The organism is uncultured Streptococcus sp. (assembly GCF_963521255.1).
Taxonomy (GTDB): Bacteria; Bacillota; Bacilli; order Lactobacillales; family Streptococcaceae; genus Streptococcus.
The window spans coordinates 323,475-341,593 of sequence record NZ_CAUQTU010000001.1; the positions used below are offsets into that span (position 1 = coordinate 323,475).

The 18,119-nt window shown below is 41.3% G+C and carries 16 protein-coding genes; 2 read left to right on the forward strand and 14 right to left on the reverse strand.

The window, feature by feature from the left end:
- Positions 1–582: 582 nt before the first annotated feature.
- From adcA to RWP09_RS01670, 14 genes are all read right to left on the reverse strand, one after another.
- Positions 583–2,088, reverse strand: coding sequence for a zinc ABC transporter substrate-binding lipoprotein AdcA (adcA, locus tag RWP09_RS01605; protein ID WP_314433331.1), 1,506 nt, complete (start codon positions 2,086–2,088; stop codon positions 583–585).
- A gap of 9 nt (positions 2,089–2,097) precedes the next feature.
- On the reverse strand, positions 2,098–2,904 hold the full coding sequence (locus RWP09_RS01610; protein ID WP_000950038.1) for a metal ABC transporter permease: 807 nt from the start codon (positions 2,902–2,904) through the stop codon (positions 2,098–2,100).
- Entirely contained in the window at positions 2,897–3,601 is a 705-nt protein-coding gene (locus RWP09_RS01615) for a metal ABC transporter ATP-binding protein (protein WP_001269496.1), read from the reverse strand. The genes RWP09_RS01610 and RWP09_RS01615 overlap by 8 nt, the downstream gene beginning before the upstream one ends.
- Entirely contained in the window at positions 3,601–4,041 is a 441-nt protein-coding gene (gene adcR, locus RWP09_RS01620) for a zinc-dependent transcriptional regulator AdcR (protein WP_001249308.1), read from the reverse strand. The genes RWP09_RS01615 and adcR overlap by 1 nt, the downstream gene beginning before the upstream one ends.
- Positions 4,042–4,190: 149 nt before the next feature.
- Positions 4,191–5,459 (reverse strand): D-alanyl-lipoteichoic acid biosynthesis protein DltD, encoded by a 1,269-nt coding sequence (gene dltD / locus RWP09_RS01625; RefSeq protein ID WP_314433334.1) that lies wholly within the window; start codon positions 5,457–5,459, stop codon positions 4,191–4,193.
- Entirely contained in the window at positions 5,452–5,691 is a 240-nt protein-coding gene (dltC, locus tag RWP09_RS01630; RefSeq protein ID WP_000351973.1) for a D-alanine--poly(phosphoribitol) ligase subunit DltC, read from the reverse strand. Before dltC ends, dltD begins: the two co-directional genes overlap by 8 nt.
- A 13-nt stretch (positions 5,692–5,704) precedes the next feature.
- On the reverse strand, positions 5,705–6,949 hold the full coding sequence (gene dltB, locus RWP09_RS01635; RefSeq protein WP_314433336.1) for a D-alanyl-lipoteichoic acid biosynthesis protein DltB: 1,245 nt from the start codon (positions 6,947–6,949) through the stop codon (positions 5,705–5,707).
- Positions 6,946–8,496, reverse strand: coding sequence for a D-alanine--poly(phosphoribitol) ligase subunit DltA (gene dltA / locus RWP09_RS01640; protein ID WP_314433338.1), 1,551 nt, complete (start codon positions 8,494–8,496; stop codon positions 6,946–6,948). The genes dltB and dltA overlap by 4 nt, the downstream gene beginning before the upstream one ends.
- A gap of 20 nt (positions 8,497–8,516) precedes the next feature.
- Positions 8,517–8,648, reverse strand: coding sequence for a teichoic acid D-Ala incorporation-associated protein DltX (locus tag RWP09_RS01645; RefSeq protein WP_000813667.1), 132 nt, complete (start codon positions 8,646–8,648; stop codon positions 8,517–8,519).
- A gap of 311 nt (positions 8,649–8,959) precedes the next feature.
- The gene (locus RWP09_RS01650; protein ID WP_314433341.1) at positions 8,960–10,138 is read right to left on the reverse strand and encodes a ryptide export MFS transporter; all 1,179 of its coding nucleotides are present in this window, start codon (positions 10,136–10,138) and stop codon (positions 8,960–8,962) included.
- A 239-nt stretch (positions 10,139–10,377) separates the two neighbouring features.
- Positions 10,378–11,082: an MIP/aquaporin family protein gene (locus tag RWP09_RS01655; RefSeq protein WP_000980823.1), complete on the reverse strand. Its 705-nt coding sequence runs from the start codon at positions 11,080–11,082 to the stop codon at positions 10,378–10,380.
- A 69-nt stretch (positions 11,083–11,151) separates the two neighbouring features.
- Positions 11,152–12,978 (reverse strand): type 1 glycerol-3-phosphate oxidase, encoded by a 1,827-nt coding sequence (gene glpO / locus RWP09_RS01660; RefSeq protein ID WP_314433343.1) that lies wholly within the window; start codon positions 12,976–12,978, stop codon positions 11,152–11,154.
- A 41-nt stretch (positions 12,979–13,019) separates the two neighbouring features.
- On the reverse strand, positions 13,020–14,528 hold the full coding sequence (gene glpK, locus RWP09_RS01665; RefSeq protein ID WP_314433346.1) for a glycerol kinase GlpK: 1,509 nt from the start codon (positions 14,526–14,528) through the stop codon (positions 13,020–13,022).
- A 159-nt stretch (positions 14,529–14,687) separates the two neighbouring features.
- Positions 14,688–16,115: a helix-turn-helix domain-containing protein gene (locus RWP09_RS01670; RefSeq protein ID WP_314433347.1), complete on the reverse strand. Its 1,428-nt coding sequence runs from the start codon at positions 16,113–16,115 to the stop codon at positions 14,688–14,690.
- 164 nt (positions 16,116–16,279) lie between these two features.
- Here RWP09_RS01670 and hslO point away from each other — a divergent pair, with 164 nt between their 5' ends.
- Together hslO and dusB are read left to right on the forward strand one after the other, a co-directional pair.
- Positions 16,280–17,152, forward strand: a complete 873-nt coding sequence (gene hslO / locus RWP09_RS01675) for an Hsp33 family molecular chaperone HslO (RefSeq protein ID WP_314433348.1) — start codon at positions 16,280–16,282, stop codon at positions 17,150–17,152.
- Positions 17,139–18,119, forward strand: coding sequence for a tRNA dihydrouridine synthase DusB (dusB, locus tag RWP09_RS01680; protein WP_000183308.1), 981 nt, complete (start codon positions 17,139–17,141; stop codon positions 18,117–18,119). Before hslO ends, dusB begins: the two co-directional genes overlap by 14 nt.

Here is an 18,119-nt window from a genome sequence, read left to right on the forward strand (position 1 = left end):
AAAAGTGGATAGGAAGGAATTCTGATAATCAGAAAACTTTCCTATCCACTTTTATGATTGATATAACATCAAGATTTTATAAATTTAATACTATACATTTTCTAATTTTAAAGACTTTTTGCCTATCTCCTATATTTAAAGCATTAAGTGAGGTTGATGAGCTAAATTTATTGTGGTATACTATTTTTGTCATCGGTTACCGATTACGTTCCTTACGGTTCGTGAGAGGAGGTGAAACTAATGAGCCTTATCATAGAGCTCGCTCTTACTATTATAGCGGACGTCATAGCAGGGATTATCTTGTATTTCGTCTGCAGATGGCTAGATAGTAAGGAGTAGACCGAGTGACTAGCCTATCAACACCCGTTAAATCTCTAAGATACGTCAAAAAAGCCCTTAACTATCGCACTAGTTAGGGGCTTTGGTGTTCTAATGAACCTTATCAACTAACTACATTCTAGCATATAAGCCCAGATATTTCAAGAGTTTTATTTGTTTTTTACAGTTCTGAAAGGTCTATAATGAAGCTAGCTATCTAGTATCCAAAAACCGATCAGCTCCTATGAACTAATCGGTTTCTCATCAATGTGCCAACATTTCTTGGGCGATTTCTTGGCCAGATAGGTTATCTGGGTAGTAGGTTGGCCAGTTATCCATTTCTTCAAAGAGGGCTTCTTGGCTTGTGCCTCCAACGAAGATATGGAAATGTTCTGCCTTAACTGGGGAGATATTGTGGTCACTAAACTGAACATACTTGAACTGTCCAGCGTCTGCATCTGTGGCTTCAAAGAGGAAGCGAACGCCACGATTGCCTTTCTTGTAAGTCAAGATTTTCTTACCAACATACTTGTAGGTGAATTTCTTACTTTGTCCACCTTGAACAAATTCCATAGTGTTATCAGTGATATTAATCTTAGTCACATCTGTCTGATAGCCTTTTGTATAGTAGGCCTTGTACTCAGCCTGAGTCATCTTACCAGTCAACTTAGCCTTGTAGTCAAAGACTTGATCAAACGTACCATCTTCAAGGAAAGGATAAACTGATTGCCAGTTACCTGCATAGTCACTCAAGGTGCGGTCCTTGACATCTGCATCCTCGAAGTAACCATTTTGAACTGTCTTGGTATCCTCTGCCTTTTCAGGCTCAATTGCTGGGCCTTCTTGGTCCGTTGTTTGTTTCAGAGCCTTGAGGTTTTTCTCCATCACGGAAATGTAGTTTTCTCCAGCCTTGGTGTCCTCTTCTGTCAGACTTTCTAAAGGATTGAGGACATCAGTTTTGACACCTGCCTCTTTTGAAAGTGTGTTAGCAAGGGCTTGTGAGGCATTTTCTTCAAAGTAGATATAGGCGATTTTATTTTTCTTGACATACTCTGTCAATTCTGCCAAGCGAGCTGCTGATGGCTCTGCATCTGGAGAAAGTCCTGAGATTGCGACTTGTTTGAGTCCATAGTCCAAGGCAAGATAGTTAAAGGCTGCGTGTTGAGTCACAAAGCTCTTTTGTTTGGCTTGAGACAAGCCTTCTGCATAAGCCTTATCCAAGGCTTGCAATTTTTCGATATAGGCAGCAGCATTCTTCTCAAAGGTCTCTTTTTTATCAGGATAAGCTGCTGATAAGCTGTCACGGATGTGCTCTACTAGTTTAATAGCACGAACTGGTGATAACCAAACATGGGGATCAAACTCATGGTGATGACCTTCTTCTCCATGGTCATGGTCTCCCTCTTCTTCCTCACCACCTGGCAAGAGCAACATATCACCTGTCGCCTTGATGGTTTTCACTTTTTTCTTATCCAGGGTATCTAGCAATTTAGGTACCCATGTTTCCATGTTTTCATTTTCATAAACGAAGGTATCTGCGTCTTGGATTTTGGCAACTGCCTTGGCAGACGGTTCATATTCATGGGGTTCTGTACCAGCACCGATGAGGAGTTCTACATTAGCAGTATCTCCTGCGACTTGCTTGGTAAATTCATAGACAGGGTAAAAGGTTGTCACGATATTTAGTTTGCCATCTGCCTGCTTTTGATTGGAACAAGCCACTAAAAACAAGGCACATAGACTGGCTAGCAATAAGCTGATTTTTTTCACGTTAGTCTCCTATTTGATAAAACGTCTTACTAAACTAATAAGTAAAAAGACAGTTACAAAAATAATGGTAATACTTGCACTGGCAGGTGTTTCTGCATAATAGGAAATGTAAAGACCTGCTACCATTCCCAAAAATCCAATAGCACTAGCAAGCAGCATAACCGATTTAAAGTTTTTCCCTAGACGAAGGGCAATACTAGCTGGCAAGACCATAATGGTCGATACCAGAAGAGCTCCTGCAGCAGGAATCATAAGGGCAATGGCCACCCCTGTAACCATGTTAAAAAGAATAGACATGGTACGAACGGGCAAGCCATCCACAAAGGCCGTATCCTCATCAAAGGTCAGGATATACATAGGACGAAGGAAGAGGAAGGTCAAAATCAAAACAACCGCCGCAATGACGAAGAGGGAAATAACCTGCTCTTCACTGATAGTCACGATCGAACCAAAAAGATACTGGTCCAAACTCATAGAACTCGAGCTTTTACCCTTGCTCATAACAATCAGAGAAACAGCCAGACCTGTTGACATGAGGATAGCTGTCCCGATTTCCATAAAGCTCTTGTAAACCGTACGGAGATACTCCAGAAAGACCGCCGCAATCAAGACAATAGCAATCGTAGAAACAGTCGGAGAAATCCCTAGGACCAGACCAAAAGCTACACCCGAAAGCGAGACGTGGCTGAGGGTATCACTCATCAAACTCTGACGACGCAAGATAAGGAAGGTTCCCAATACCGGCGAGAAAAGACTCATGGCAATAACGGCAAGAAAGGCACGTTGCATAAAGTCATAAGATAACAAACTAAGCATGGCCCACCTCCTGATCATTCTCATGAACGTTGAAACAACGCCATGGCGAGTCTTGGTTACGGACTAAATGAATATTGCGGTCCGCATAGTCCTTAACTTCTTCAGGGTCATGAGTAATCATCAAAACAGCCTTGCCATGATGATGGGCGCTGTGGTGCATGAGTTCGTAAAATTCGTTTTTACTTCCTGCATCCATCCCCGTTGTCGGCTCATCTAGGATAAACACATCTGGATCCGAAGCAAACATACGCGCAATCACCGCTCGTTGCTTTTGGCCCCCAGAAAGAGACCCCAAGCGTTTGTCTCGGTGTTCCCACATGCCAACTGAGTCCAGACTAGCCTTGATATGCTCCTCATCATGAGCATTCAAACGACGGAACCAACCCTTTCGCGGATAGCGACCTGATTTGACAAATTCATAAACCGTACTTGGAAAACCAGCATTAAAACTGGCAATCTGTTGAGGAAGATAGGCTATTCTCAATTTCTTACCCTGCGTATTTGTCTTTGAAATAGTCACCTTACCAATGCGTGGCTGAAGAATTCCAAGACTGGCCTTGATGAGTGTCGTCTTAGCTGCCCCATTCTCCCCTGTCAAGGTAACAAATTCTCCACTATCAACACTATAATTGATATGTTCAAGAACAGGCTCCTTATCATAATAGAAGGACAAGTCCTCTACTGTAATATATCTCATTATTTGATTTCTCCTACTAAAGCAGTCAAAAACCGCTGAATCACTTTTTGTTCATTTGGAGTAAACTGAGTCGCCACTTGTTCATAGGTTAAAAGTGTATGCTCATGGTGATGATGATGCTCCTCAGCAATTGGACGAGCCAAGTCAGTCAACTGATAAAAAATCACACGCGCATCCTTAGGATCCTTAGATGTTTCCAACATCCCTTCCTTGACCAAAGACTTAATAGCCTTGGTAACTGCCGCCTGACTAACATTGAGGCGACGAGCCAACTCTGAATTTGTTAAAGATTCCTCTGACAATAGCATGAGGATATGCTCCTGGGTATTGGTCAGAGCCACCTCGCTAGTGCAATGACCTATTAAAATCTCGTGCTGGTTTTCTGCCTGCAAAATTACTTCATTCAAAAAGGCATCTATATCTTTTGCTAACTGTCTCATATCTGACTCCTTTCCTTATATGCTTCTCTATTTTAAGAGAAAATACTATTCTTTGAAATTATTTACTGGTTAATTATATCACAACCAAAAAAAGAGTCAAGAAAAAACGTGAAAACTAGTTTCATTCTCGAACTCTTCTATATCATGATCTATTGAAATGCCTTGACATCTCCATCATAAGTCGCCCAATCTTTACTGAAAAATCGCTCATTCAGATGGTAGGTAGGAGCTGGTGTAGGATTGGATAGGAAAGGATCAACTGCCTTATCAAAAGCAAGCCAACCCAACCAACCTAGGTGAATGGTATCCTTAATAAAATAAGGATCCCCTCCATTTTTTGAAAAGTCAGCAATATTAGTGAAACCTTGACTTTCTAATTGATAACGAATTTTCTCCACTGCATGCTGGTACATATCTTCTCTGAGCCCTGTGTAGTCCATCCATTTCTTATTGACAGGTTGGATGACAAAGAGGACATTAACTTTCGATTTTGCAAATTGATTGAGAACCAACTGTAAATCATTATATTCAGATGATTTTAGGAAGCTGTAATTCTTTTGATACCCTTCCCATTTTTTCAAATCCTTCTTAACCTCTCTTGTATAGAAATGATTTTCCATTCCCATATCATTATTGGTCGTATTTGTTTCTGCATCCTTTCGAGCAATTTTTTCTAACTCTTGGTAAGAAAATTGATCTGGAAGATCTTTTAAATAATTTTCCACATGTTCCTTATATTTGAGTTTTCCTCTAATGGAGAACCGACCAAATAGAGAAGCCTGTCTCTCATTGAATCGGGCAAAAATATTAATAGCAACCTGATCAACCTCTGATAATTCTTCACCCTTTGATAATTTTTGAACAATGCCTTTTAATGCAACATTAGGATTCTGCTTTAACAATCGAATAGCCGCATGCTTTGCAGCAGTGTCACCAGATTGATTTTCCAAAAAAGCTGTCAATTGGTCACTGTTAAAAAATCTCTGAAACGCTGCGGGTTCATAATCAGTCTCCGTAAACCACTGAGGCGAAATCACAAATACCGCATGCTTATTCTCTATTTCTGGCAAAATTTGCTGTAGGCCAAAATATTGATTTAGAGAGGCTGCTCCTGCTTGACCTAAAAAGTAAGGACGATAGGGACGATGGTATTTCTCTGCTAAAACAGCTGGATGGACACTATCAAATCGAATCCATTCACTGGACCCTAGAAAAGGAATAAAACGCATATTTGGATCTGTAAGAGCCCTTACTTTTTGGCTTCTCTCTTTAAAACTCTCTACACTAACAGAAGCCGCCGAATATTTCTCCTCCGTCAGATTATGGCTTGTTGTACTTGGATAAAAAAAGATGAGTAGAAGAACCAAAAATCCAGCAGTGAAGATAGGCCCGAAGATTAGCCACAAGCGTTTAAGCATTTTGTAGCTCCGTAATACCTTCTACGATTTTATTAGCCGTATTCCAGTCATCACGACCGAACTCCGTCACTGGAACACGAATGTCAAAACGATTTTCAATCTCCACAATCAACTCAACCGTTCCCATACTATCCAAGACACCTGCATCAAAAAGATCTTCATCCATCATGTCAGAAACATCTTCCATAAACAACTCATCAATAATTTCAATAACTTCTGATTTGATATCCATATTTTATTTCCTCTTATTTTTTAAACCATAAATCATTCAAAAATCCAGAAAAGATTAAGAATGACAGCATGACGACATGGAAGGTAACAACCATGCCCAGCAACTGAATCCAGCGATTCTCAGGTAGAGCAGTCTTCCCTGCTTTTTTCCGTTCCTTATTGAGCGTTTTTTTCTTGCGAATCCAAGCGTCATTGATGACCAAGCCTAATCCATGAAAGAGTCCATAGGCGATGTAGTACCAGGTCACACCGTGCCAAAATCCCATAATCAGCATATTTACAATATAGGCTACACTTGAGGTTACATTGCGATTTTTAAAGACTTTCTTTCTGGTTAACACCATCACCATTCGCATAAAGACAAAGTCACGGAACCAGAAAGAAAGACTCATGTGCCAACGATTCCAAAATTCCTTTAAATCCCTTGATAAAAAGGGTTTGTTAAAGTTGATAGGGCTACGGATTCCCATCAAGTTTGAGATGGCCAAAGCAAACATAGAATAACCTGCAAAGTCAAAGAAGAGCTCCAGACCAAAGGTATACATAACTGCCAAGGCATAGAGGTTAAAGAAGCCACCTGACTGCAGGGCTAAATTCTTCAAAGGAGGCAACAAGGTCTCTCCTAAAACATAAGCTAGGATAAACTTGTACAAAAAGCCCCACATGATATAGCGAACAGATTCATCCAGCATATCCATCAACTCATCCCGCTCAGGAATGGTCTGATAATTTTCATTAAATCGCTTAAAGCGATCGATTGGGCCACTTGAAAAAGTCGGCATGAAGAGAAGAAAACGGAGGAATTCCCAGAGGGTAAAATCCTTAATCACTCCATCTCTCAGCTCGATGATAATCCCAACCGAACGAAAGGTCAGGTAAGAAATTCCCAAAAAACCAAGCAAAGACTGCGTTCCATTGATAGCCGGCTGCACCTTGACAAAGACAATCGGCAGTAGGGACAGAAAACTAACTAGGTAGAAGACCCACTTACCATCCTTACTTTTTCGATAGTGCTTATAGAAGAGCAGGAGTAATATTTCCCAGCACAGATAAATACCCAAGGCAGCCAATTGGTTAGTCTTCCCACCTACCAACATGGTGACGATAAAGAAGAGACTAACTAGCACTTCATACCAGGCAAAGCGTTTCTTGAAAAAGAGACCGATAAAGATGGGCAAGGTTGCAGCAATCACATAGACAAAATACTGAGGATTACCGTATGGCTCTAAATGAGGAAGCTGTTGAAAGAACTCCATCATCTCTTATTCACCTCGTTAATCAATCCTTTAATATCAATTTTTCCATTTGGAGTCAGTGGCAAACTGTCTCGATAAAGGAATTTGGACGGCATCATATAAGACATCATAATATCTGTCAAGTCTTCCTTGATAGCCTTGGTAATATCGATATCACGTTCAAACTGCTCACGGACACCATCTTTTAAGATGACATAAGCCAATAGATTTTGTACCTTGTGGTCCTTGTTATAGCGCGGTACTGCAACAGCAGACTCGATAAAGCGAGACTTATTGAGGTTTTGAGAGACATCTTCTAACTCAATGCGGTAACCGTTGAACTTAATCTGGAAGTCCATGCGTCCGCCGTAGAGAAGTAAGCCTTCATCTGTCATAGATCCCACATCGCCTGTGTGATAGGCTGGCAGTCCTTCAAATTCAAAGAAGGCTTCTGCTGTTTTTTCAGGATTGTTCATATAACCTTTTGAAACGGCTGGTCCAGAAACAATGATTTCCCCCTGTTCTCCATTTGGCAATTTATTGCCTTCCTCGTCAATGATAAAGGTTGGAGAATCAGCTTTGGTATAGCCGATTGGTAGGCGTTTGAGAGTTATCAACATCTCGTCTGTCACAGCAACAGCTGACAGGGCTACTGTCGCTTCTGTTGGACCGTAAGCATTGATAATACGGGCATTTGGGAAACGCTCGCGCAGTTTTTGAGCTGTTTTGACCGTCAATTCTTCGCCATCAAAGTAGAAATGCGTGATACCAGGCATTTTCTCACTGTTGAAGTCTTCAGACAACATGGCCATATCCGCAAAAGAAGGGGTTGATGTCCAGATAGCGATTGGCAATGAAAAGATGGTCGCAAAGAGTTGCTTAAAGTCCTGAGTAATAGCTGAAGGAAGAGCGAAAAGCGTACCACCAAGTGCCAAGGTCGGTGCCCAGTACATGACAGACAAGTCAAATGAATAAGGTGGCTGAGCTAGCATTTGCGGACGACTCGGTGTTGCAAATTCCTTGTCCGTAATCATCCAGTTGGTAAAGCTAAGGAGGTTATCATGTGAAATCTGCACTCCCTTAGGCTTACCAGTTGTACCAGAAGTAAAGATGATGTAGTAGTTATCATCACCCTTGACTGGATGCGTAATCTCATAGCTAGTCCCTTGAGCAAAGGCTTCTTGAACCTGAGCTAGAGTCACCATTGGCGTAGAAACCTGATCCAATGGAAAATCTGAAACGGCAATAATCAAGCTTGGCTCAGCTACTTCTAAAATAGCCGAAACTCGCTCCAAGGCCGAATGGCTATCAATGGGAATGTAGGCATGACCTGACTTAGTCAGCGCTACAAAAGTTGCCAACATTTCATATTCTTGGCCACCAAAAACAACCACAGGAGACTTCTCTGGTAAATCCAGTTGATCGATGGCTGCAGCCAAACTATCCGAATCAGCCTTCAAATCTCCATAAGTGTGTTCCTGCCCCAAAACATTGTAAACAGGATAGCTAGGCTGTGTCTGAGCAAAATGCTCAATGGTTTCAATCATATCTACTATTGGTTTATTTGACACAATAGGAATTCTCCTTCAAGTTAAAATTCATTATAGATAAAGCTTCCTTGACCCTGACCAAGATAGCTAAAGAAGTAAAGCAGCCCTAGAAAGATAAGAAAATACAAGGCTGTCCGACCAAGAAAAAGGTACAATTCTTTTCTTTGTTTCATCAAGAAAAACCATTCATTTCTGTAATTTTTGCTAAATAAGATGAACTCTTACTATAGTATTTTTCTACCATTGTACCACTTTCTAGAGTAATTTTCCAATTGTTTGCCGTAGATTTTCATTATATTTAAGCTAATTTTAAAAATTATGCGGTTTTTCTATGTATATTTTTAAATAGAGTGATCCTGCTTCAAAACTCTATTTCAGGAGAAAATGAAGTAAATCTTCCCATAATAAAACACATAATATCAAGTTTTTTCAACACCTGATACTATGCGCTTTTCTAATTTTTCAAGACTTTTTAACTAGTCTATCACCTAAAATAATCTCGTCTGATATAAATTAAAATAGCTTCTATCATCAGACAAATGGCTGATAGCCAAAAACTGATGCTAATACCAAAATTCTCAGTAATATAGCTCATTAGCAAAACAAATACTGAAAATGCTAGTGTCGAAATCACTTCCAGAACGGAATAGACATTAACCAAGTTATTTTCCTCTACTGTTTCCTGAAGAAATACACTTTCAGGAACTTCTTTTAGTTGCGATAACATACCAACTAAAGCTGAAAATAATAAAAACATCTGTGCATTTGGAAAAAATAGAATAGTCAGCGTCACTATTGCCATGCCTACAAGAGAAAAAAGAATACTTTCCCATTTAGCAGCAAGAAACTTTTCAGATAGCCTAAAAGCAATTAAGCCACTAATTATAATCCCAATAGAGTATGCTGTATTAGAATATCCCCAGTAACTTTCCGTTTCATTTAATAACTCAGTTACAAAGACAAGTATGATAGACGAAACCCAAATCGTATTTGAGAAAATTTCCAATAAATTTGCTGATACAAAAAGTCTTAATCTAGAATCTCTAGCAACTAACTTCCAACCTTTGAGTAAAATTTCAAGATTAGTTTCTGAATCTAACACCTCCACTTCGGCCTTAGGAAGCAATAACATCAGAAAGCTAGAAATGATATACAAGATTAAAATGATAAACGTGATAGGTAAGAGACCAATTGTTGCAAACAAGAGTCCACCTAATCCCCAACCCACCAATTGAACAGCTTCACCACTCATTGATAAGGCTGAGTTAGCCTTGCCCAAATCGGTCGCATAGCGTGGCACAATAGCATAGGAAACGGGTGCTGCAAAACCATCTAATATGGAAATTACAACAACAAATAGATAGATCACCAAAGGCGCTACTGATTGCATTACGGTAAACATTCCTACCAGTATCGTTAATAATATAGTCTTTCCAAATTGAGATAAAGATAAAACCCTATTTAGCGCTAACCTTTTAGTAACTAAAGGAACTAAAAGACTTGCAACAAAAGAGGATATTCCTATTAAAATAGGAACTAGTGATGTGGCAATTACTGATTTTGAAATAATGTATATGTTAGCAATGATTGTTACTCTAAAGAAAATATCTGCTAAATTTGCAAACAATTGAGAGACTAACAACTTAATAAATGAATTAGACATGTAACGCTCCCATCTTAGTTACCAACTTTAGAATTAAAATTTGATTTTTAATATTTTAGCATAAAATGGCAGAAAACAAAAGTGAGATTTTTCACATAAAAAAGCAAAAACTATTGCCTTTATTATTCCTACTTTTTGAAGGAATTATTATCGTTGTTGGATAGTACTAATAGGTTATACTCAATGAAAAAAGCCTGAGATTCTCATCTCAAGCCTTATCAACATAATTGTTTTCTAGATTAAAAAAGTGAGAATACAAGCACGGCCAAGGCTGCCCCGATAACAGGTCCCACAACAGGAATCCAGGCATAAGACCAGTCTCCATCTCCCTTGTTTGAAATTGGAAGGATACTGTGCATGATACGAGGTCCAAGGTCACGTGCAGGGTTCAAGGCATATCCTGTTGTCCCACCTAGTGATAGACCGATACCGACAATCAAAGTCCCAACCGCAAAGGTTCCGATACCTGCCTGAAAATCGTAAAGACCCAAAGCAAAGATTGTCAAGACCAAAACAAAAGTTCCAAGGATTTCACTAATCAAGTTTGATACAGTATCTTTGATAGCTGGTCCTGTGCTGAAAGTAGCCAAAATATTACCTGCATTTTCTTCTGCCTCATAGTGCGGTTTGAATTGCAACCAAACCAAAATCTGACCAAGCATAGCCCCTGCAAACTGAGCTAGGATGTAAGGGAAAACGGAAGCCCAAGGTAAACCACCTTTTAAGGCCACACCAATGGTCACAGCTGGGTTTAAATGAGCCGGACTGAGCTTGCCAGATACAAATACTGCAACCGCAACTGCAATCCCCCAACCCATGGTAATCACAATCCAACCTGAGCTGTTGCTCTTAGTTTTTGGAAGAACTACACCTGCAACAACACCATTTCCTAGAAGAATCAGGATTAAAGTCCCTAAAAATTCTCCAAATAATTCATTCATCATCTTTCTGTCTCCATTAAAAAGAAGGAGGGGTAGACTAGGAGTCCTGCCCTCCACCTCTTTTATTTTTTCTTAATTTTTTAATTCTGCTAAATCGTTGTTAGCAAGAGCTGATTCGACATCAGCACGGTAAGTTGCTTTTTCATCTTCTGTCCATTCATAGAATCGTCCCATTTCATCCAAAACTGGCTCAACGATGCTATCCAAACTATCACGCATAAAGAGCATATGGTTGGTACGACGAAGAAGGAAGTCAACTGGGCTAAGAGCCAACTCATTACGCATTGCATAGTGAAGGGACAAAGTATCTGCCAAACTGAGTCCTGGCGCTTGTTCCAAACTATGAGCAAGAGCAAAGACTTTCGGTGCATTTGAACCGTAAAGATTTGCTAGGTAGTGAGCTTCCTTGCTATCCAAACCACGTGACACTCCAAGTTGCGCAAAGGCTTCGATTTCTGAGTCTACATTTGCTGGGTTCAATTCTCCACCTGAAACAGGGTAAGTCTTAGAATTGATGAGTTTAAAGTTACGGTCAAATTCTGCTTTGAGGATGTCAACCACACGCTCCATAGCTCCTTCAGCCATCTTACGGTAGTCTGTGATTTTACCACCAGCAAGAGTCAAGAGACCATTATCATCACGGTCCAAGCTAGACCCACGTGAAACTGCAGATGGATCCAAATGTTTCTCAGAGGTACTGCTTTCAAGCTTGCTGACAGCAGACTCAACATCTTCACGCGTTTTTTCTTTAGAGAGATAAGATTCAACAGTCGCGATCAAGTTGTTAAAGCTTTCATCACTGATAGTTCCGTTATTTCCGCCATTGTAGTCAGAAGCGCTATTGCCTGCGATCAATGGACGAAGACCTGCCCAGCTGCTTTCGATATCATCAATGGTGATATTTGCTTCTGGGAAGCGGTTGTTGACAATACCAAGTAGGTAATCTACATCTTCCTGCGTCACTTTTGGATGTTCCAAATCACCTGTGTAGTCTGTATCAGTTGTACCGAAGTAAGTCTTGTTTTCACGTGGGAGAACAAAGACCATACGACCGTCACCCAAACCTGTGTCAAAGTAAACTGGCTGTGAAACCTTGATTTTGCTTGAGTCCACTACCAAGTGAACTCCCTTAGTTGGACGCATTTGTGAGAATTGGGCTCCCTTATTAGACAAATTACGTACTTTATCACTCCAAGGACCTGTTGTATTGATAACCAGACGAGCCTTGATTTCAAAGACTTGGTCTGTCAAGAGATCACGAGCTACAACACCTGTAATCTTGCCACTTTCGTCAAAGAGGAAGCCTTCTGCCTTCACGTGGTTGGCAATGAGGGCACCATCTTGGTTGGCACGTTTGATGTTTTCGATCACGAGACGGGCATCGTTGTTACGGAAGTCAAGATAAACTCCACCTCCTACCAAGCCTTCCTTCTTCAAGTTTGGCTGGCGTTCCAAGACTTCTTCCTTGCTCAAGACCTTGTTTGCAGCTGGTGTGTTGTTAACTCCTGCCAAAAGGTCGTACAAATCCATAGCTACTTTAAGACGGAAGAGGCTAAAGGTCGCTCCATCTTCATCGTAAACTGGCAAGAGCATTGGGTCCGGTTTTGGAATGTGTGGTGCGATTTGTTGAACCACTGCACGTTCTGAAACTGTATCTGATACCACTTCTACGTCAAATTGTTTGAGGTAACGCAGACCTCCGTGAACCAATTTAGTTGAACGGCTAGATGTTCCTTCTGCGAAGTCCTGCATTTCAATCAAACCAGTCTCAAGACCGCTAGCTGCCGCCTGCAAGGCGACACCAGCCCCTGTGATTCCTCCACCGATAATCAAGAGGTCCAAGGTACGTTCTTGCATTTTTTTAATTGATAATTCACGTGTTTTCTTTGAAAATTCCATATTTACACACTTTCTAACTGAGTCGCTTTATTCTTCCAGTATTAGTCGTCTACTTCCGCAAAGACTTGCGTTGCTTTTACAGCCTTCTTCCAACCCTTGTAGAGTTGTTCCTTGCGAGATTCGTTCATCGATGGTTCAAAGAGTTCTCCTGTCTCGTTCAAGAGTTTCAACTCATCCAAGTCTTTCCAGTAACCTACTGACAAACCTGCTAGGAAGGCTGCACCTAGAGCTGTTGTCTCCAAGTTTTTGGCGCGTGCGATGTCGATTCCCAAAATGTCAGCTTGGAACTGCATGAGGAAATTGTTCATAGCTGCACCACCGTCTACTTTCAAGACTTGGATAGCTGTCTGAGCATCCACTTGCATGGTGTCGATGATGTCACGTACTTGATAAGCAATAGATTGCAAAGTCGCCTTGATAAAGTCTTCTTTAGTTGTTCCACGAGTCAAGCCAAAGACAGAACCGCGAGCGTTTTGGTTCCAGTATGGAGCACCTAGACCTGTAAAGGCTGGAACGACATAAACTTCATCATTGTTGTGAGAATCACGAGCGTATTTTTCAGATTCTGGTGAATTTTCAACCATGCGAAGTCCATCACGAAGCCATTGAATGGCACTTCCCGCGATGAAGATAGAACCTTCTAAAGCATAGTAGACCTTGCCATTGATACCGTAACCAATTGTTGTTAAGAGGTTGTTTTCAGACAACTGCATTTCTTCACCAGTATTCATGATGATGAAAGAACCTGTTCCATAAGTATTTTTAACCATACCAGGTTCAAAGGCCAACTGTCCAAAGAGGGCTGCTTGTTGGTCCCCAGCCATACCTGAGATTGGCACTTCTCCACCATAGAAATGGAATGGGGCTGTTTTACCGTAGATTTCAGAGTTAGAACGAACTTCTGGAAGCATAGCCTTAGGAATGTTGAGAATTTCTAAAATCTCATCATCCCATTTGAGTTCTTTAATATTGTAGAGCATAGTACGGGCTGCATTTGAATAATCCGTTACGTGAGACGCACCGTCTGTCAATTTCCAAACCAGCCAAGTATCAATGGTACCAAAGAGCAATTCCCCTTTTTCAGCTCGCTCTTGAGCGCCCTCTACATGATCCAAAATCCAACGAACCTTGGTCGCAGAGAAGTAAGCATCGATGATCAAACCAGTCTTTTCATGGAATTTTTCCACATAACCTTGGCTTTTCAGTTGTTCAGCCAGAGGAGCAGTTTGGCGTGATTGCCAAACGATAGCGTTGTAGATAGGGAGCCCTGTTTTCTTATCCCAAACGACCGTTGTTTCACGTTGGTTGGTAATCCCGATTGCCTCAATCTGACTTGGTTTCACACCACTTTCAATGAAAGCACCCGCAATAACTGACTGAACAGAGTTCCAAATTTCATTGGCATTGTGTTCAACCCAACCTGCCTGAGGGAAAATCTGAGTAAACTCTTTTTGACTCGAGCTAACTTTTTCTCCTTTTTTGTTGAAAATAATGGCACGAGAACTTGTAGTTCCCTGGTCAATGGCCATGATGTATTTTTCTTGTGACATGTGCTGTCCTCCTGATAATGATCTTGAGGATGTCTCCTCTTTACAGTAACTAGTATACAAAATAAAGCGCTTTCTTGTTTATCAACTTTTTTTAATTTTTAAAAAAATGTGAGGGGATTGTGTAAATTTCACAAAAAAGACCTGGAACAACCAAGCCTTTTAAGTGAATAATAACTGACGAATCCCTGCCAAATCTTCCAAATCCAAGTCGTTTTTTAAATAATAAACTGGGGTCTGTTCCTTCTTATGAATCGGGTTATTGGTAACCAGCAAATCATAATGCCGAGTTCGGTCATAGGCTTCAATGGTGATAAAACGATTGTATTCCAAATACCGTTTTAAAATGGCTGCCATCCTTGAAAAGACAAGAAAACCAGATGTCAAATCAAGACCAATCCGCATATGTTGACCACCATTTTCAGCCATATATTCGATTAACTGCAGCCATTCCCAGAGAATCTTCTTATCTAAATCTGTCCCCTGCTGAAAGGCAGGTAGAGCATGAAAAATCTCCTCTGCCGTTCCCCTAAAATCATGTTCCATCAACAAATAAGGATGACGATTCTCTAACTGGTACTTGTAGCGATCCTGTAAAATATAGCCCTTGTATAGATAGACTTGAGCACAAAGCTGACTAAGTTCATAGGTGACATGGTCCTCTGTATAATCACCCAGCAACTCCTCTTTCTTCATTTCTTGAATCAATTGCGTCAGTAAATCTGCCAACTGCCCTCCAAAGCCAAGGATATACTCCATAGTATGAAGAGGAAGAATGCGATGAGATAGGAGGAAAGAGAAGAATATCATCATCTCCCCATCCTCAGTTCCTAGAGGAAGGTGTTGTCCAGCGAAAAAGGACGAAGCCTTTCGATGCAAACGAAGGTAGAAAATATTGTCAAAATACCCTCGCATTTTTTCTTCTATGACTTGAAACTGACAGGCATTAACCCGAAGACGTTGTTGACTGATATGAGCCCAGAGAATCAAATCTAATTTCTGCCCCGAAGACAAACTCGCACCGCAGATTTCTTCTAGTGTAGTAATTTCCTGTTTTCTCTCTGGTTTCTGCATGTGACCTTCCCACTCCTGACTGGACCAGATCTTGCGGAAAAGGCAGAAATAGAAATAGCGAATCTGATGCTCTGGACCCCGCCAACGTCCATTTTGGATGGATAAATCAAATTCTGACAAAATCTGATTTAAACTAGCTAAGTGGCGACCAAGCGTAGCCTCACTAATCATCAATTCTTGAGCCAGCTGATGGGCTAAAAACTGTTGGTGGTAGAGAAGATAAACCAAAATCTGGTATTTAACAGCATTCTCCAAAAATAAGCTCCGGATATCTCTCCCCTTGGTAACTGCACCAATTGACAGACGCAGATTTTCATCTTCTAAGTGAATAGTCAGCTCTAAGCCACTATCCATAGCCCTATCATTGAGCAGGGTGACATATTTGGTTAGGGTTGCTTTTGAAAATCCTGTCTCCTCTATTACAGCCTTGACGGTCGTCTGAGACTCTTGTAATAGAAAGGAAAGGATTGAAAATTGGCCAGATTCAGCCTTTTCCATCAAATCTCCTAAATACATTTGTTACCCCTTTCATTTTCTACCTTAAGCATAGCATAAATCTTACAAATGCTGAAATAATCTGTTTCTCTTTTTATTTTCATGCTGATTTCCTGGTCCATTATCCTGAAAATCAGCAAACACACGGCTCCCCCTTTGGGCATTTTTATGCTAAAATAGTAGCTATGGATAAAATTATTAAAACAATATCAGAAAGCGGATCCTTTCGTGCTTTTGTCCTTGATAGCACAGAAACCGTCCACACTGCTCAGGAAAAACACCAAACCCAAGCTAGCTCAACTGTAGCGCTTGGTCGAACTCTTATCGCTAGCCAGATTCTCGCAGCCAATGAAAAAGGAAATACCAAACTAACCGTTAAGGTACTGGGATCTAGCTCTCTAGGTGCTATTATCACCGTCGCTGATACCAAGGGGAACGTCAAAGGCTACGTTCAAAATCCTGGTGTTGACATCAAAAAGACTGCAACTGGTGAAGTCCTAGTTGGACCTTTTGTTGGAAATGGTCAATTCCTCGTTATCACAGACTACGGTACTGGAAATCCTTACAACTCTATGACTCCCCTCATCTCTGGGGAAATCGGTGAAGACCTTGCCTTTTACCTGACTGAAAGCCAACAAACACCTTCAGCAGTCGGCCTCAATGTCCTTTTGGACGAGGAAGACAAGGTTAAGGTTGCAGGTGGTTTCCTAGTTCAAGTCTTGCCAGGAGCCAAGGAAGAAGAGATTGCTCGCTTTGAAAAACGCATCCAAGCAATGCCAGCTATCTCAACGCTTCTGGAAAGTGAAGACCATATTGAAGCCCTCCTCAAGGCTATCTACGGTGACGAGGCCTACAAGCGTCTTTCTGAAGAAGAAATCCGTTTCCAATGTGACTGTAGCCATGAACGCTTTATGAACGCTCTTGCCAGCCTTCCAAGCTCAGACCTACAGGAAATGAAAGAGGAAGACCACGGGGCAGAAATCACTTGTCAATTCTGCCAAACTACTTACAACTTTGATGAAAACGACCTGGAGGAACTCATTCGTGACAAATCTTAATACACCCTTTATGATTGGCAATGTTGAGATTCCCAATCGTACCGTTTTAGCGCCTATGGCTGGTGTCACCAACTCAGCCTTTCGGACCATCGCAAAAGAGCTCGGTGCAGGACTCGTTGTCATGGAAATGGTCTCAGACAAGGGAATCCAATACAACAACGAAAAAACCCTGCACATGCTTCATATTGATGAAGGAGAAAACCCAGTTTCTATCCAACTTTTTGGAAGCGATGAGGACAGCCTAGCACGCGCAGCAGAATTCATCCAAGAAAACACTAAGACCGATATCGTCGATATCAACATGGGCTGCCCAGTTAATAAAATCGTGAAGAACGAAGCTGGCGCTATGTGGCTCAAGGATCCAGATAAGATTTACTCTATCATCAACAAGGTTCAATCGGTCCTTGATATCCCCCTCACCGTCAAAATGCGTACCGGCTGGGCTGATCCATCTCTTGCAGTAGAAAATGCCCTCGCTGCTGAAGCAGCAGGTGTTTCTGCCCTCGCCATGCATGGTCGTACCCGTGAACAAATGTATACAGGTCACGCAGACCTTGAGACCCTTCACAAGGTCGCCCAAGCTCTGACCAAGATTCCCTTCATCGCAAACGGTGATATCCGTACGGTCCAAGAAGCCAAGCAACGCATCGAAGAAGTCGGTGCTGATGCAGTCATGATTGGCCGCGCTGCCATGGGAAATCCTTACCTCTTCAACCAAATCAACCACTACTTTGAAACAGGAGAAATCCTACCTGATTTGACCTTTGAGGACAAGATGAAAATCGCCTACGAACATTTGAAACGCTTGATTAACCTCAAAGGAGAAAACGTAGCAGTTCGTGAATTCCGTGGCCTCGCTCCTCACTACCTCCGTGGAACATCTGGCGCTGCCAAACTCCGTGGAGCCATTTCACAAGCTAGCACCCTAGCAGAGATTGAGGCTCTCTTGCAGTTGGATAAGGCTTAA

Coding starts and splice junctions, on each gene's coding strand:
- adcR (WP_001249308.1), bottom strand. CDS start 4,041: ATGAGACAGTTAGCAAAAGATATAGATGCCTTTTTGAATGAAGTAATT.
- dltB (WP_314433336.1), bottom strand. CDS start 6,949: ATGATGGAGTTCTTTCAACAGCTTCCTCATTTAGAGCCATACGGTAAT.
- RWP09_RS01655 (WP_000980823.1), bottom strand. CDS start 11,082: ATGATGAATGAATTATTTGGAGAATTTTTAGGGACTTTAATCCTGATT.
- RWP09_RS01670 (WP_314433347.1), bottom strand. CDS start 16,115: ATGTATTTAGGAGATTTGATGGAAAAGGCTGAATCTGGCCAATTTTCA.
- RWP09_RS01650 (WP_314433341.1), bottom strand. CDS start 10,138: ATGTCTAATTCATTTATTAAGTTGTTAGTCTCTCAATTGTTTGCAAAT.
- glpO (WP_314433343.1), bottom strand. CDS start 12,978: ATGGAATTTTCAAAGAAAACACGTGAATTATCAATTAAAAAAATGCAA.
- hslO (WP_314433348.1), top strand. CDS start 16,280: ATGGATAAAATTATTAAAACAATATCAGAAAGCGGATCCTTTCGTGCT.
- dltD (WP_314433334.1), bottom strand. CDS start 5,459: ATGCTTAAACGCTTGTGGCTAATCTTCGGGCCTATCTTCACTGCTGGA.
- glpK (WP_314433346.1), bottom strand. CDS start 14,528: ATGTCACAAGAAAAATACATCATGGCCATTGACCAGGGAACTACAAGT.
- RWP09_RS01615 (WP_001269496.1), bottom strand. CDS start 3,601: ATGAGATATATTACAGTAGAGGACTTGTCCTTCTATTATGATAAGGAG.
- RWP09_RS01645 (WP_000813667.1), bottom strand. CDS start 8,648: ATGAAACAAAGAAAAGAATTGTACCTTTTTCTTGGTCGGACAGCCTTG.
- RWP09_RS01610 (WP_000950038.1), bottom strand. CDS start 2,904: ATGCTTAGTTTGTTATCTTATGACTTTATGCAACGTGCCTTTCTTGCC.
- dltC (WP_000351973.1), bottom strand. CDS start 5,691: ATGGATATCAAATCAGAAGTTATTGAAATTATTGATGAGTTGTTTATG.